13 protein-coding genes and 1 other RNA gene are annotated in these 15,064 nt (G+C 61.9%); 7 read left to right on the top strand and 7 right to left on the bottom strand.

Translation table 11 applies throughout. The features are described 5' to 3' along the window. The first annotated feature begins 57 nt into the window (after positions 1 to 57). The 3 genes from GD606_RS04610 to GD606_RS04600 all read left to right on the top strand — a co-directional run bounded on the left by GD606_RS04610 (position 58) and on the right by GD606_RS04600 (position 3,165). Positions 58 to 1,758 (top strand): 2-oxoacid:acceptor oxidoreductase subunit alpha, encoded by a 1,701-nt coding sequence (locus GD606_RS04610; RefSeq protein ID WP_163303416.1) that lies wholly within the window; start codon positions 58 to 60, stop codon positions 1,756 to 1,758. Between the two features lie 142 nt (positions 1,759 to 1,900). Continuing rightward, on the top strand, positions 1,901 to 2,752 hold the full coding sequence (locus GD606_RS04605) for a 2-oxoacid:ferredoxin oxidoreductase subunit beta (RefSeq protein ID WP_163304065.1): 852 nt from the start codon (positions 1,901 to 1,903) through the stop codon (positions 2,750 to 2,752). Positions 2,753 to 2,817: 65 nt separating this feature from the next. Beyond that, positions 2,818 to 3,165, top strand: coding sequence for a DsrE family protein (locus GD606_RS04600; protein WP_163304064.1), 348 nt, complete (start codon positions 2,818 to 2,820; stop codon positions 3,163 to 3,165). A gap of 131 nt (positions 3,166 to 3,296) precedes the next feature. Here GD606_RS04600 and GD606_RS04595 read toward each other — a convergent pair whose 3' ends face one another. Next, positions 3,297 to 4,196, bottom strand: coding sequence for a phosphotransferase enzyme family protein (locus GD606_RS04595; protein WP_163302907.1), 900 nt, complete (start codon positions 4,194 to 4,196; stop codon positions 3,297 to 3,299). 438 nt (positions 4,197 to 4,634) lie between these two features. Here GD606_RS04595 and ssrA point away from each other — a divergent pair. Next, positions 4,635 to 4,992, top strand: a transfer-messenger RNA (tmRNA) gene (ssrA, locus tag GD606_RS04590). Positions 4,993 to 5,413: 421 nt separating this feature from the next. After that, positions 5,414 to 7,582 (top strand): nuclease-related domain-containing protein, encoded by a 2,169-nt coding sequence (locus tag GD606_RS04585; protein WP_211922213.1) that lies wholly within the window; start codon positions 5,414 to 5,416, stop codon positions 7,580 to 7,582. A 250-nt stretch (positions 7,583 to 7,832) separates the two neighbouring features. Here GD606_RS04585 and GD606_RS04580 read toward each other — a convergent pair whose 3' ends face one another. From GD606_RS04580 to GD606_RS04555, 6 genes are all read right to left on the bottom strand, one after another. After that, a complete protein-coding gene (locus GD606_RS04580; protein ID WP_163302931.1) occupies positions 7,833 to 8,486 on the bottom strand; it encodes a CatA-like O-acetyltransferase in 654 nt (217 codons plus the stop codon). Positions 8,487 to 8,745: 259 nt separating this feature from the next. Beyond that, positions 8,746 to 9,243 (bottom strand): hypothetical protein, encoded by a 498-nt coding sequence (locus GD606_RS04575; protein WP_163302932.1) that lies wholly within the window; start codon positions 9,241 to 9,243, stop codon positions 8,746 to 8,748. A gap of 127 nt (positions 9,244 to 9,370) precedes the next feature. Further along, positions 9,371 to 9,748, bottom strand: a complete 378-nt coding sequence (locus GD606_RS04570) for a hypothetical protein (RefSeq protein WP_163302933.1) — start codon at positions 9,746 to 9,748, stop codon at positions 9,371 to 9,373. Positions 9,749 to 9,872: 124 nt separating this feature from the next. Beyond that, positions 9,873 to 10,472 carry a hypothetical protein gene (locus GD606_RS04565; RefSeq protein ID WP_163302934.1) on the bottom strand — a complete coding sequence of 200 codons (600 nt, stop codon included), beginning with the start codon at positions 10,470 to 10,472 and terminating at the stop codon, positions 9,873 to 9,875. A 214-nt stretch (positions 10,473 to 10,686) separates the two neighbouring features. Then, positions 10,687 to 11,331, bottom strand: coding sequence for a response regulator transcription factor (locus GD606_RS04560; RefSeq protein WP_246298971.1), 645 nt, complete (start codon positions 11,329 to 11,331; stop codon positions 10,687 to 10,689). Further along, positions 11,328 to 13,307 carry a sensor histidine kinase gene (locus GD606_RS04555; protein ID WP_246298970.1) on the bottom strand — a complete coding sequence of 660 codons (1,980 nt, stop codon included), beginning with the start codon at positions 13,305 to 13,307 and terminating at the stop codon, positions 11,328 to 11,330. The genes GD606_RS04560 and GD606_RS04555 overlap by 4 nt, the downstream gene beginning before the upstream one ends. A gap of 667 nt (positions 13,308 to 13,974) precedes the next feature. Here GD606_RS04555 and GD606_RS04550 point away from each other — a divergent pair. Together GD606_RS04550 and GD606_RS04545 are read left to right on the top strand one after the other, a co-directional pair. After that, on the top strand, positions 13,975 to 14,460 hold the full coding sequence (locus GD606_RS04550; RefSeq protein ID WP_246298969.1) for a hypothetical protein: 486 nt from the start codon (positions 13,975 to 13,977) through the stop codon (positions 14,458 to 14,460). Positions 14,461 to 14,637: 177 nt separating this feature from the next. After that, positions 14,638 to 15,036 (top strand): hypothetical protein, encoded by a 399-nt coding sequence (locus tag GD606_RS04545; protein ID WP_163302936.1) that lies wholly within the window; start codon positions 14,638 to 14,640, stop codon positions 15,034 to 15,036. The last annotated feature ends 28 nt before the right edge of the window (positions 15,037 to 15,064 follow it).

Below are 15,064 nucleotides of genomic sequence, written 5' to 3'. Positions count from 1 at the left end.
GCTGACGGGGCGGCCTTTGGATGAAAAGCCGCATAACCAGAATCCGGAGATGTGTGCATGCCAGACATAAGCGTCAACATCCTCATCGGGGGCGAGGCCGGCCAGGGGCTGGTCACCGTGGGCGATTTTCTGGCCAAGGCCCTAGTCCGGGCCGGGTACGAGATCGTGGTCACCCAGGACTACATGTCCCGCATCCGGGGCGGCCACAACACCTACGCCGTGCGCGTCAGCCCCGATCCCGTTTTCGCCCCCCGGGAGGGCGTGGACATCCTGGTGGCGCTGGACGCCGCCTCGTATCCGCTGCACCGGGACCAGCTCTCGGAGCGGGCCGTGGTGCTTGTGGACGAGGCCCTGGGCGAGGCCGCTGCCGGACCCCGTACCCTGCTCGTGCCGTTTAAGGCCCTGTGCCCCAAGCCCATTTTCGAGAACATGGCCGCGCTGGGGGTTCTGTGCTCGCTTTTATGCCTGGACGCGGCATGGATCGAAAAAATCATCCACGACACCTTCGCCAAAAAGGGCGAGGAGATGGTGGCCGCCAACCGCAAGGTCTTCGCAGACGCCATGGCCTGGACCGCCGAGCAGCAGGTGTCGTTTACCTGCATCGCCCCGGCCGTGAACACCGGGAAGCGGATCATGCTCAACGGCAACGAGGCCATTGCCCTGGGGGCCATGGCCGCCGGGGTCAATTTCTGCTCGTTTTATCCCATGACGCCCGGCACCTCCGTGGCCCTGACCCTGGCCGCCAAGGGCCAGAAGATGGGCGTGGTGGTGGAGCAGGCCGAGGACGAGATCGCGGCCGTGAACATGGCCATCGGGGCGTCGTTCACCGGGGCCACGGCCCTTGTGCCCACCTCGGGCGGCGGGTTTGCGCTGATGGTCGAGGGCATAAGCCTGTCGGGCATGATCGAGACCCCGGTGGTCGTCGTGGTGGCCATGCGGCCGGGGCCGGCCACGGGGTTGCCCACGCGCACGGAGCAGGCCGACCTCAACCTCGTGCTCTACGCCGGGCACGGCGAGTTCCCCCGGGCCATCTTCGCCCCGGGCACGGTGGAGCAGTGCTTTCACCTGACGCATGCGGCCGTGCACATCGCCGAGAAATACCAGAGCCCTGTTTTCGTGCTCACGGACCAGTTTTTGGCCGATTCCTACCGGGGCGTGGTCCCCTTCGATCTGGCGGCGCTGCCTGCCGTGGCCCGGCCCGGGACGGCCCACGACGGCCCCGGCGTCTACGAACGCTACGCCGTGACCGACTCCGGGGTCTCGCCCCGGCTCATCCCCGGCTTCGGCGACTCTCTGGTCGTCGCCGACAGCGACGAGCACACCGCCGACGGGCACATCACCGAGGATCTGGGCGTGCGGGTGACCATGCAGGACAAGCGGTCGCGCAAGATGGCCGGACTTCTGGCCGACGCCGTCCCTCCCGAGCTGCACGGCGACCCCTCTTCCGATGTCCTTCTGGCCTGCTGGGGCACGACCCGGGGGGCCGCCCTGGAGGCCGCCGCCCTTTTGCGCGAATCCGGAACCTCCTGCGCCGTTCTCCATTTCTCCCAGGTCTATCCCCTGGTCCCTGGCCAGTTTCTCCCTCTCCTGGAAAAAGCCCCCCGCGCCGTGATGGTCGAGGGCAATTCCACGGGACAACTGGCCCGGCTCATCCGGCAGGAGACCGGCTTCGTCTTTGCGCACCATATCCTGCGCTACGACGGTCTTCCTCTCACGGCCCGCTACATCCTGGATCGCCTGGGATCAAAACGCCCGTAGAAGAGGTTTTGGTTGTGAGCCGCAATCAACCGCCAAAGTTTTTTGGGGAGGGATGGGGGTCCGGGGGAAGGGAACCCCTTTAGTTCACAAAAGGGGTTCCCTTCCCCCGGTTCTTCCCTATCCCCTCTCATAAGGAGCAGACATGGTCACGGTAGCCGATTATGGCGACTTCGAAACGGCGTGGTGCCCGGGCTGCGGGAACTTTTCCATCCGCAAGGCGGTCATCAAGGCCCTTGTTTCGCTTGGCCTGTCCCCCCACGAGGTGCTGTTCGTGTCGGGCATAGGCCAGGCGGCCAAAGCGCCGCATTACCTGCGGGCCAACGTGTTCAACGGGCTGCACGGCCGTTCCCTGCCCCCGGCCCAGGGGGCCAAGCTGGCCAACCCGGGGCTGACGGTCATCGCCGAGTCCGGGGACGGGTGCAGCTACGGCGAGGGCGGCAACCATTTTCTGGCGGCCCTGCGGCGCAACGTGGACCTGACGCTCCTTGCCCACGACAACCAGATCTACGGTCTGACCAAGGGGCAGGCCAGCCCCACGACCATGGAAGGGCAGGTGACCAAGGCCCAGCCCATGGGCGCGCCGTCGATGCCGTTTAATCCCATGGCCGTGGCCGTGGCCATGCGGGCGGGATTTGTGGCCCGGGGCTTTTCCGGGGATATCGAGCATCTTTCCGGGCTGATCGAACGAGCCGTGCGGCACAAGGGATTTTCCCTGGTGGACATTTTGCAGCCCTGCGTATCCTTTAACAAGGTCAACACCTTTGCCTGGTACAAAGAGCGCGTGTACCGGCTCGGCGACGACCATGATCCCCGGGATTTCGGCGCGGCCATGGAAAAGGCCATGGAATTTGGCGAGCGCATCCCCATCGGCGTCATTTACGAAAACGACCGGCCGCCGTTTGGGGGCCGACTGCCCGAGGCGGCGAGGGGGCCGTTGGCCCTGCATCGGCCGGATATGGCGGTTCTGGACGGCATTTTGGCGGCCTACGCCTGATCGCGCCGCCTGCGGCGTTTCCCCCTGACCCGTGCGGCCGCAACCGGCCCTATGGAGGTTTTCTCATGAAGAAAGTGGCGATTTTCGCGTTTCGCGGCGACATGATGTGTTTCATCCATGTGCTTTTAAACGCCATCGACATGCGCGAGAAAGGCTTTGAGACCCTGGTGATCCTGGAGGGCGCGGCCACGACGCTGGTAGAGAAGCTGGCGGACGAATCCAATCCCATGCACAAACTTTTTGAAAAAACCAAGGCCCTGGGCCTGTTCGCCGGGGCGTGCAAGGCCTGCGCGACCAATCTGGGGGCGCTAGAGGCCGTGAAAAAGGAAGGCTTCACGCTTCTCGACGACATGCACGGGCATCCGGGCATGGCCAAGTATATGGACGACGGCTACCAGATCATCACCTTCTGACGTCTTTTCCCCGTCTCGCCCACCCCCCGTGAAAGTTTTTTGGTGAGGGATGGGGGTACGGGGGAAGGGAGCCCCTTTTTTTCAAAAAAGGGGCTCCCTTCCCCCGATTCCTCCTTCACCTCGTTTTCCCCTCACCGCGCCAAAAGCTCCAGATAATCCAGCTCCATCTCGACCATCTCGCGGTCGTTCTTGCGCAGCCATTCGGCCAGCCAGCCCAGGCGTCCGGCCATGACGGCCGGTCGCAGCCAGCGCAGGTTGTCCTCGTTGAGCAGCCCCCGGTCGCGAAGCGCCCGGATCATGGCCGCCCCGGCTCCGGCGGCGAAGGTGCGCGGGTTTTCGATGCCCATGCAGCCCAGCGCCCCGGCCACGTCGTAGAGTTCGTGGGCCATCCCGACGAACTCCCAGTCGATGGCCGCCACGAGATCGAAGCCGTCCCAGATGGCGTTTTCGGGGTGCAGGTCGCCGTGGCACAGGGCGCGGGGAAGAGAGGGTTCGGCGTCGAGGAACGCCCCCATGGCCGTGGCCAGCGGCGCAAGGCGCGAGAAGACGGCCGGTTCGGCGGCGGCCAGGGTGCGCATGAGGGTTGTGGCGTAGTCGGCGAGGCTGCGGTTTGGGAGCTGCGGGGGCAGATCGGCTCGCGCGGCGCAGTCCCGAAGGTCGGTTATGAATCGGCCCAATGCCTGTCCTGGCTCCGGGCGTAGCGTATAGTCCGGCCGGGGCAGGGGGACGCCGGGGGCGAATCGGGAAAGTTGTATATGCAACCTGTTCTTTGAGGCCACGAAACCGCCGTCAAGGCAGGGCAGGTGGGCGGCCACGCTGGTCAGTCCGGCCCGGGCCAGGGCGGCGGTGCAGGCGGCGACGGTCTGGCGATGGGCGAGTTGGGAGGCGGCCAGGGATTCCAGGAGGTACAGGGAACCGGCCGAGTCTTCCACCACGCGGCGGGACAGGCACCGCTCGGGGCTGCCGGGGATGGGGAGGTCGGGGCGGTCGCGGCGGAAGACGAGGCCGAAGGGGCGCAGCGGATCGGACATGGAGGTGGATTTCCGGTGTGGTTGCAGGTTGGCGGGAAAGACGGCGCCTGGGTGGCGTCTGGGAGGGCCGCCACGTGGTGGCAGACGGCCCAGGTGGTACGCTGGGAGGGAATCTATCCATGGATGCGACGGGCCGCAACCGAGATGCAGTCGGGCCGTTCCAGAGACGCACCCTGGCCGCACCCTGGCCGCACCCGAGACGCAGCTGGGGAGCAACCCGGGGAATACCCGGGCCGCAACTGGACAGGGCAGGGACGGCCGTCCGGTGCGGGCTGGGAGGGAAGCGGGACTGGCGCTAGCGGGGCGGCGTGGGACGTCTGGGCGCGGGCGGGCGGGGTGGCGATGCGCGCCGGACGAATGTGCCGGGGCTTGGGAGAAATTTTCGCGGCTGGGGCTTGCTTGCCGCCGAAGGCGACTTAGTATAAAGGAGTTGCGTTTGGGGGCGCCCCGGTTTCGACGGGGATGGATACGCCCAGGTTGCAGGCCGAGGTGCCGCGAGGCCTCGTTAAACACGCGGCAACCGGTATAATTGCCAACGACTACGACTACGCCCTGGCTGCTTAAAGACAGCCAGCGTCCCTTTAGCAGACGCCTGATACGCTAGAGTAGGACGCCAACCCCCATCAGGCTGGCGAATGCCCGTGTCCGCCGGGGCAAACGCGAGACTCAGGTAGACTGGTCCCCTTCCGCCCGGTCGGAAGGCGTGTTGGGGACGAGAACAAATCCCGATCTAAGCCTGTAGACGCCTGGACTGACACGTTCTCGGACGGGGGTTCGACTCCCCCCGCCTCCACCAACCAAATTTCAACACCCGGCACGCCGCCCGGGCAAAACAGCCGAACCCGCGAGGGTTCGGCTGTTTCGCGTTTGGGGGAAAGGTCAGGGGCGGCGTCAAGGGCCAAACAAGAACGGTCGCACGCCGTACACCGTTTTCCTTGGAGGCCTCTTACCTTCCAAGGAATCTGAAGCGGACAAGGATATGGAAGCAGCCTAATCGCTACCCCGCCGGGGGCGGCGGTGTCAGGTGAATACTATCACTGTACACGTTGGAGTAACCAAATTAGACCGGACACTCTGGACATCCGCGCGGCCCTTGGCGAGAATAGTTAAGTCAACATAAGCCAGTTCGCGGACGAGGCTGGGGCGGGTGGTCCTTTCAGGGACGCTCCAAGGCGAAAGTTGAAGATGAATGAAATATAGCCAATGAAACCTACCTCTTGAACAGAAAAACTCCACGCGCCGAGCAAGAGATTTTCGCGGACCTGACAGCACTCTGCGTCAGCCCTGGCTACGTTCATGCGCTCGCGTATCTCTGCTACCGAGATAACACGATGTCGTACGCGGATGAAATGACTGAAGCCGACATGGTGAAACAGTTCAATCCTTCGCAGTTGATCCGCATCGAGATAAACACATTGATCGGATTGATGGTGAAGGCCGAAGTCGACTGGAGATTGCCGACACCACAGGTCCTGCAGGAGTATCTCGACACGACCGAACGGCTGCTCGAGGAGCTGCATGATAGCATGTCGGGTGACATGTACCGAGGTGTGACCCCCGAAGTCGTCAGTTCTGGCACCTTCGATCCGTTCAGACAAGGCAAGGCTTTTCGAGAGCCAATCTTCTACGGCGGAGAATCAGCTTACAGCTTCCAGTATCTGGACCTCGCTGCAAGGAGGTATGCCTCCGATGCACCTTGGCTGTTGAAGCAACGAGGCTTCACAATATCCGATTCCTGCACTGTTGCAAAAGCCATCGACCGTGTAGTTGATGGTCATTTTGTCGACGTCCGCAAGAGAATGCGCAAACTGCACCCGGACGAATGGACAATGCTCCCGATTTATACCGTAACAGTGGCCGAGGTGGCGGCGCAGTCTCTCCTAGCAGTGGAGCTAACGGAACGAGTGCTGAGCGCTTTTACTCTCCCTGCTGGTAACCGCAACAGCAGTTTCCACGCGCCCCACGAATTTAACGCCATCTCCGCGACACCGTTGCTGCGCATGCCGACTGGAGATTTTGTGTCTCTCCAGTCCTACGCATTAGCCGAAGCGCTCTATGACACACCATATTATTGGATGTTTGAGGACAAGGCCTATAGACCAATACTGGCGAAGAACCGTGGCGACTTCACAGAGAGCTTTGCCTCGGAACGGCTTGGTCTAGTGTTCGGAGGTGAGCGGGTATACGCGAATGTCGACATCTGGGAAACTAAAGCGAAAAAAGCTGGCGAGATAGACGTACTGGTTGTCTGGGGTAATCGTGCAATCGTGGTTCAAGCGAAGTCGAAACGATTGACGCTTGAAGCGAGGAAAGGCAACGACCAAGCCATTCGAGACGACTTCAAAAAGAGCGTCCAGGATGCTTACGACCAGGCCATCGAGTGCTCACAGTGCCTTGGTGAAAAGCGGTTCACGCTGACGGACGTAAGTGGTCGCGAGATCGTGCTGCCGTACGAACTGAAAGAAATCTACGTCTTCTGCGTTGTTAGCGATCACTATCCGGCGCTGAGTTTCCAAGCTCGGCAGTTTCTGAGTACCGTGACCGTACCCCGCATACAACCTCCGCTGGTCATGGACGTGTTCACGCTCGACGCCATGACGGAAATGTTGCAATCGCCGCTCGGCTTTCTCAGCTATGTCAACCGGCGGGCCAACTACGCGGATAAAATACTGGCTTCACAGGAATTGACAATCCTGGCCTACCACCTGAAGCACAATATCTGGGTGGATTCTGGTGTGAGCCTGTTCTTAGCCGACGATATCTCGGCAGGACTTGATATTGCAATGACGGTCCGGCGCACTGGGATTGCTGGTGCCGCAACGCCGAGCGGTATCCTGACGCGTTTGAACAAAACAACGCTGCTCGGGCGCATCATCAAGGAAATTGAAGCCCGGCCTGAGCCGGCAATCATTGAGCTCGGCTTCTTTCTCCTGGCGCTTAGTGAGGACTCGGTCAAAGAAGTCAGCCATGCGATTGACAGGTTGGCGGCACTCGCCAGGGCTGATGGGAAGCACCACGATCTGACTCTTGGGTACGGTGTCTGCGAAGCCGGACTTACGGTCCATTGCAATAACTACTCTGCGTCGATTGCCGCTTTGCATTTGCAGTCGCATTGCAAGATTCGCAAGTACAAAGAGAAGGCTAGCCGATGGTTCGGTCTTTGCGTGGACCCAGCTGGACCGAGTATTCGATTCGGCATTTCTTTATACTACACGTGGGTACAAATCGACGCTATGGATGAGGTGACGCGCGACATGCAAACATCGATGCCTACAGTGGCGCTCAAACCATTACTTCAGGGAAAGATCCTCCGAAAGAAGATCGGTCCTAATGATCAATGCCCCTGCGGAAGCGGCCGCAAGCACAAGAAGTGCTGCCGACCCTAGTTTTAAGTGCAGTCGAATATCCCTCGCATCACGCTTAACGGACTGGTCAAACGCTGGTGTAGGGCCATCAACCTGACCGGCAACTACGGGGTGTCCAGTTTAGCGGGGGTAACTCCACGGGGCATCTCACACCCGGAGAACATTCCGGATAGCCAAGAAATGTCTAGCCAGTTTTATCACATTAAATCCGATGATTACACAAAATATTCGATTCCCCCTCCACCAACCAAATTTCAACACCCGGGCGGCGTCAAGATGCGAACGACGACTCGGGCGTTTCCAGGATACCGGAGAGGCCTTTCAGGAACGCCGCAATGTGTCTGCCGTCGACAAAGCTATGCAGGGCCTCCACGGACACCGGCATGGTCCCGGCGGCCGGATCGACCATGCCCATGGCGATGCGCGGCACCGAATCGGTCCACGGGTCGTCCCAGGGATTGGCGACTGCTGTGAACGGGATGTCCGGCAGGCAGGTCAGGTAGACGAGCCCCTGGCTGTCACAGCCCTCGGGGGCCAGGGTCGGGGAGGCGTCGGCCGCGTCCCGGGCCGCCTGGATGTTTCGCGAAAAGGTCGAAAACGCGGCATCATAGGCGGCGATGCAGTTGGCATGCAGGTCGCGTCCCTTGGGAATGTAGGTGAAGGCGGAATCGACCTTGGAAAAGAGGACGGGTTTTTTGTCCACAAGGCGCATGCAAAATTCCGGAATGGCGTTCACGCTGGCCATGACGGCGTGGTAGACGTAATCCGTAAAGCGCCGCTTTGTCTCGCCCTGGGCCGCCCGGAACCGCAGCAGACCTGCGACGTTGACCGGAAAGGTGAGGGAGAGGCAGGGATTTTTCCGGTTCTGGAAAAAGGCGAAGTGGGCCTTGCGCGGCCAGGTGTCCATGTCGATGGATCGTATCATAATGATAAGCCAGAAGGTGATGGTTTCTTTGTATTTTTTGATTACGCAGGGTTCGGTCATGCCAGAGATGGCATGGATTGTACAGTAAGAGCCGTCACCTGACGCCGCCATGCCCGACGCGGCGGCGACGCGGCTGCCTCCAGAACTTTTCCGGTTCGGATTCCATGGAAGAGCGTGGTCTTCAGGCAAAACGCACACAGGCCGGATCGTTTGACCCGGCCTGTGCGCCTCCCGCAAAAGGGGGGATGTGCTGCGCGCGTTACGGTTCCCGAATCTCGGAGATGCGCAGGGCGTCGCCGTCGGGGAGAACCCATATCTGGCCGGAGTCGCCGACCATCACGCCCTGCTTGTTGACGAACACGTCCTCGGGCTTCAGGCTTTGCCCCAGGACGCTTTTTTTCAAGGCCTCGGTCATGATCTGGTCATAGTGCTTCACAAAGGCCGCCTCGCCGTCGAGCTCCACGTCCTTGCCCGCGATGACGACCATGAGGGGATAGGACACGAGCTTGGCCACGGCCTGCTTGTCCCCATCCGCCACCGCCTTTTGCAACCGGGTGATGAAAAGCGGCACCTGCTTGGCGTCGTCGATGCCGATGAAGGAATAATCCTCCTGGGCCAGGCCCAGGCCCGGCGTGACCGCCAGGCAGACCGCCATGGCCGCGCCAAGGGCCAGAAGCCGCAGCATCGCGCCACGTCGCGGCGGACGGTTCGCGGGGGATGTGCCCGGCCGTGCGCTTTCCGTGAGTTCATTTCTCATTGCTGTCTCCGGTATCATCCGACGTTGTCGGGCGTTTGCCCGAATCCGGGGCGCCATGCCCCGGCCGTGCCGCGTGTCCGCCTGGGCGTGGCCGCACAGTATGTGCATGCCGTGCGATATCCCGGTGCTACTGCACGTCCGCGCACATGGCCTTGATGAGCTCCGTGCGCATCTCCTTGGGCTGGGGAGAACCGTTGAACTCCAGGGCGTTCATGTCGAACTTGCCCCGCTTGGGGTCGATGGTGAACTGTAACTGGGCTGTGACGTCTCTGCCCTTGAAGTTCATGGTGCCGTAGACGTTGACGATATAGTCGCCCTGGTCGGACCAGCCCGATTCCCACTGGGCGTCGGGGAAATAGTTGTCGATGAGCCGCCAGACGTAATAGTTCTTGCACGCATTGAAGGATTGGTTCCGCAGCCATTCGACCTCGTCGGAATAGGCGAAACAGGCGCTCGACGTGCCGACAACCAACAGACAGGCAACAACCAGCGATCTCCAAAACATACGACGCTCCTCCTCCACACGTTGATTTGAAAAAATGCCCCCAAAGACGCCTGGACCAGGGAACCGGGCGGCGGCGGGCCGCCTGGCCGGATGCCGGGTCCGGAAAACCTTTTGCGATATCTCGCTATGGCCGTTCCTGAACGGCGTATTCGAGCAGGATGTAGCGCCCTTGCTCCCCGTCAGTCTTTCGGATGACGCCGGTGAACGTTTCCTGGGGATTGACGGTCTCGCCCGCCTTTTTCCAGTCCGCCGCCGTGGCGTGGGGATCGATGACCGCCCCGGACCCCGTGGCGTAGATGGTTCCCTTGGCCAGATACGTTCCGTCGTCGCGCTTTTGCAGGGAGTCGACCTGGGCGAAAACGTAGGCCTCGCCGCTGGCCATGGATTCCACATAGCTCGGCTTGAGATGCTTTTTGATCGTTTGGCCGAGGTATTTCTCCGTGGCCTTGTCGATGGCGCTGGCGGGAATGATGATGTCGTTGCCGTCGTTGGTGGTCTGAAACGAGTCGGCGGCGTTGATGATGCAGTGCCAGGTGGCGAAATACAGCAGTTCCTCGTCGGAAAGCGGCCCCTGGGTGAAGTTTTTCATGTTCACTTCGGCGAAGTTGCTGAAAAAGGTGTCGAGTTTCTTTTTTTCGTCCCCGCGCAGGGGGACGTTCGTCTGGGCCATGGCCAGACACGGCAACAGGACGGCGAGCAGGCACAGCGCGGTCAGTTTTTTCATGGATGCTCCAGTGGCGGATTTCCCCGCCCGTTGCCCGATCCGGGAATCAATCGTCCCCCAGGGGACGGTTTTGGCATGTACGGGGCGTGGAAAATTTTGTCTGTCCGGGGTTTTCCGGACATTCGTCATCGGGCTGCGGAAACGGGGGCAGGAAACGGGCAGGGAGGGGCAGGGGAGAGCCGTGGGGACTCCGGCTGCCCTGGCGAAGGGCGGATCAGCTCGGCTTGTAGTCGCGGATGGCGTATTTGCGCAGGGACTTCATGCCGTCCAGATTGAGTTTGACCAGGATGCGGGCGCAGTAGCTCTCCACGGTACGCACGCTGACCCCTAGGGCGGCGGCGATCTCGGTGTTGGCTTCGCCCTTGGCCAGCAGGTCCAAGGTCTGCCGCTCACGTTCGCTCAAGGTGGCGACCCGGGCGGCGGTCTCGTCCTGTGCGCCGGCCGCGTCCAGGGCGGCGGCGATGCGGGGGCTGACGTAGCGTTCCCCGGCCAGGGTCCGGCGTACGGCATCCACCAAAACGGCCGAGGTCTCCCGTTTGGTGACGTAGCTTGCGGCCCCGCGCGCAAAGGCCCGGCGCACGGTCTCGGCATCCTCATGCATGGAATAGACCAACACCGGAATCCCCCGGGCGCGCAGCTCCGGGATCAGGTCCAGGCCGCTTTCCTCGCACAGGGTCAGATCCACCAGGGCGATGTCGGCGGCGCTGGCGTCGATGCGGGCCACAAGCTCGGCTAAGTTTTCGGCCTCGCCGCACACCTCGAAGCGCTCCTGAAGCAGCCTCAGGGTCAACCCCTCGCGCACGGCGGGGTGGTCGTCGGCCAGGAACACGCGGGCTCCGATGCATGGTCCCATGGTCATGACGCCCTCCGGGTGTCGGGATCGTTCGTGTTGGCTTGGCAGGGAACCGTGCATACCACCTGGGCGCCGCCGCCGGGCGCGTCTTCGATGCACAGCGTGGCCCCGATGATGCGCGCCCGGTGGGCCATGATGCCCAGTCCCAGGCCGCCCGGGGTGGTCTCGGCCTGGGCCAGGCCCCGGCCGTCGTCGCGCACGACCAGGACCGCCGCCCGGGCGGACGGGCAGGTGAGGGAAATGAGGATGCGCGTGGCCCGGGAGTGCTTCACGGCATTGGTCACGGCCTCCTGGGCGATGCGGTACAACTGGGCCAGATGGGGATTGCGGCAGGTCTCGCAGGGCATCTCCCGGTGAAATTCCATGGGAATGGCGCTCGACTCGCCCAGCCTCTGGATCATGTCCCGGAAAGACGGTCCCACGCCGACGGAATCGTGCTCCAGGGGCCACAGCCCCCGGGAGAGGTCATAGGCGTGGTCCACCAGGCCATCCAAAAGTCCGGACAGCCGGGCCAGTTCCTCGCACCCGGCGTCCGTTCCGGAGCAGGAGGGGCGCAGGACATCGCAGTGCAGCCGGGCGGCGGTCAGTTCCTGGCACAGGCCGTCGTGCAGTTCCAGGCTGATGCGGCGGCGCTCCTCTTCGCTGATGGTCACGATCTCCCGCTCAAGCCGGGTGCGTTCGGCCATCTCCTTTTCCAGGCTCAGGTTTTTTCCCTCCAGGGCGACGGACAGGCGCTCTTTCGCCGTGAAGGCCCGGGAGAGGCGGCGGGACAGGGCAAAGGCCTGGCACAGGCTAAACGCCAGCATTCCTTCCGGGATGCGCGGCGTGGAGGCCAGCAGCTTCATATCGGCCAGCATGTCGTTTATGCCGATGAGCCCCAGCACGCAAAATCCGGCGAAGAGGAAACCGGCTTCCTCCCGTCCCCGCCGCCAGGCCGTGTACAGCCGGTGGAGGCAATAGATGATGAGCAATCCGGAGATGAGGTAGTACAGGGGCAGGGCCTGGGCCAGGGTCAGGCCCGAGGCAAAGGCCGCCACGGCCACAAAAATGGTGCACATCGCAATGCAGGCCGCAAGCAGACGCCGGGAAAATTCCTCTGGATACAGGGACCGGAAAAAGGCGAACCCCACGGGAATGGAGATGAAAAAGCAGCACAAGGCGATCTGGTCCAAAAGCCGGGTGGCGATGTCGGGGAAAAAAAGGCGCAACGCCCAGCCGCTGGTGTCCGAGGCGGCGTAGTTCCCCATCCAGGCGAAGCAGTACAGGGAGAAATAGAGCGGCGAGACGGTTTTGGGCCGGAAAAAAAACAGGGCCATATGGTATAGCCCCATGACGAAAAACGCGCCCACGAAAAACATGGCCGCACCCAGGGATCGATCCTGCCAGGCCTGCAACGTCTCCTGGGGCCCCAGCCAGACCGGGGCGATGAGCCCCCCGTCGCGATATTGGAAATTGGACACCTGCAGGATGATGTCCACGGGGCGTCCCAGATTGGCGAAGGGGATGAGCCGTTTCGACGGTTCGGGACGCTCCTGGGCGGCGTTTTGTCCCACCTCGCCGCTACGGGCTGCCAGGGAACCGTCGATCCACAGGCGGTAGGCGGCATTGATGTTGAACAGGTACAGGGCCGGACGGGGCGTGCCCGGGGCAGGGCCCACGCGCAGGCGCAGGGTGGCGAATCCGGTATCGGCGCCCATGGCCGTCCCATCGGCCGTGTCCTGGTTCCAGGGGGAGGGCAGGACATAGCTCCGGGCTTTTTCCATATACCCCGGTTCCTGGAAATCATCGGGCGAAAGCAGACGGTGCGGGTAGAACTCCCATTCGCCATCCAGGCGCAGGGGACCATCCGCCGCCATGTCCCAACCCGCCATGTCCAACACGCCCTGGAGCGCCCGGGGCATGGCCCGGCCCTGTCCGTCCGACTCCATCACGCACGCGGCCAAAAGCAGGGTCACGGCCAGGATGAGGCCTGCACCGCGCATCGGCGGGTGCAGCCTTTGGAGGCCTCCCTGGCCTGGCGAGGCAGGGCAAGGGGTTGCTTGCACGCGGCATGGACCATTGCTACACGCTTTTGGAAACATGGAGCCGGAGAAAAGGCCTCGTCCCCTGAGCAGAGGAAAAAGACCACACAAGCGGGATGAATACGGTGAAAATTGATGGGGAAAAAACGTCATGGATATCCGGACATGTTGTCGTGAGTCATAAAAATGAAAACTAGAGGCGGTTGCCATGAAAAAGTATATCCGGACAGGAGTGAAGGCAACTCTTTTCTTGGCGCTGGCCGCTGTTGCTGTGTGGTATGGACTGGTTCTCTTGTTGGTGTACAGGGCTGACTGATGTTCACGAATCAAATTCAACATTTAATCTTGACGCTAATATTTACTATATATATTTCATGTTTTGTATGTAGTGGCGTGATGGATAACCTGGACATAGATTTCGTACGACCCTATTCAGCATTAGTTCATGCTGACGCTGTTTCGCCATATCCTGCCTTTTCCGGTGATGCCCACGCTTTGTCGGGCATGACAGGGAATCCCCTTACAGACATGGCCGACGGTGCTCTGTAAAAAAATATTATTCCGTTCCCGGGGCATGACGCCCCGGATCGTTTCCGTCGACATTTCCAACCCGACAAGGATGCGGACCATGAACATCATGCGGAGTCTCCTGGCTCTTGTTCTCTTTCTAGGCCTGTCTGGTCAGGCCCTGTGCCAGGACACCTTCCCGGTGGTCGTCAATGGCAAGACCCTGGACATTGGGGCCGCCTCGAACCGGACCAGCCTGGAGGCGGCGCTCACGTCGGCCTTGCCGTCCGAGGAACCAAGCCTCGCCGCCCCCGAACGCCTGCAATACGATTTTCAGGCCGTTCCGGACCAGGGACCGGTCACCCTGGCCTTCGACTTCGGCCCCGGCGGCCGTTTCGAGGGGCTGACCATCGACGCCTCTCTCAAGGAGCAGAATCCCGTGGCCGCCGGGCTGGCCGCCTGGCTTGGAGCCAAGGCAGGCAAGGGCGTCAGGAAAGGCCAGGACACGGTCTGGACGTATGCCGGGTTCGAATTTCTGCTGACCGAAACGAAGGACGCCGGGGAGGACTCCATGTACGCCATGGCCATCATCCGAAAGGGCCCATAACGCCGTATTGCCGCTGGCGCAGACGTGTCGCGCAGGCCTCCATGACGGGGGCTGCGCCGTGCGGGAAATGCCGGGGGATGTTTTTAAAGGCAAATTGAGGATTCCGCCCGGGAATGGACGGCTGTGCCGCACCTTCACCGGGTATCGGCAACCAGAAGAAAACGAAGGAGTTGTCTCATGCGCAAGGTATGTCTGGCGGTCGGGGTGGCCGTGATCGTGCTCGGGCTGTCCGGAGTGTGTTTCGCCAAGGGCGTGGAGGGGCGCTGGACCTACACCGAGCCCGGCTACGAGGGGACCATGACCATTGCCCAGATGGGCCCCGGGTTTGTCTTCAAGTTCAAGACCAAAAGCAAGAGCAACGGCCAGATGTGTGATTTCGAAACCTACGAGACCCCTATGGACCAGGGCGGCGGCCGCGAAAACGACGACCTTCCGGCCAAGGGCGGCACCGAGGATGACGGCATCAAATTCACCATCGCTTTCAAGGGCGACACCGCCACCGTGGACGTGGAGTCCAAGGGCGACGAATGCGGCATGTCCGGCTATTTCGGGGGCACGTACCGCAAGGCGAAATAGCGCGTCATTATTTGATGACAAAGCCCCG

It is taken from the genome of Desulfolutivibrio sulfodismutans DSM 3696 (genome assembly GCF_013376455.1).
Lineage (GTDB): Bacteria > Desulfobacterota > Desulfovibrionia > Desulfovibrionales > Desulfovibrionaceae > Desulfolutivibrio > Desulfolutivibrio sulfodismutans.
Note: the sequence above shows the minus strand (reverse complement) of the source record. Positions and strands in the feature narration are given on the sequence as shown.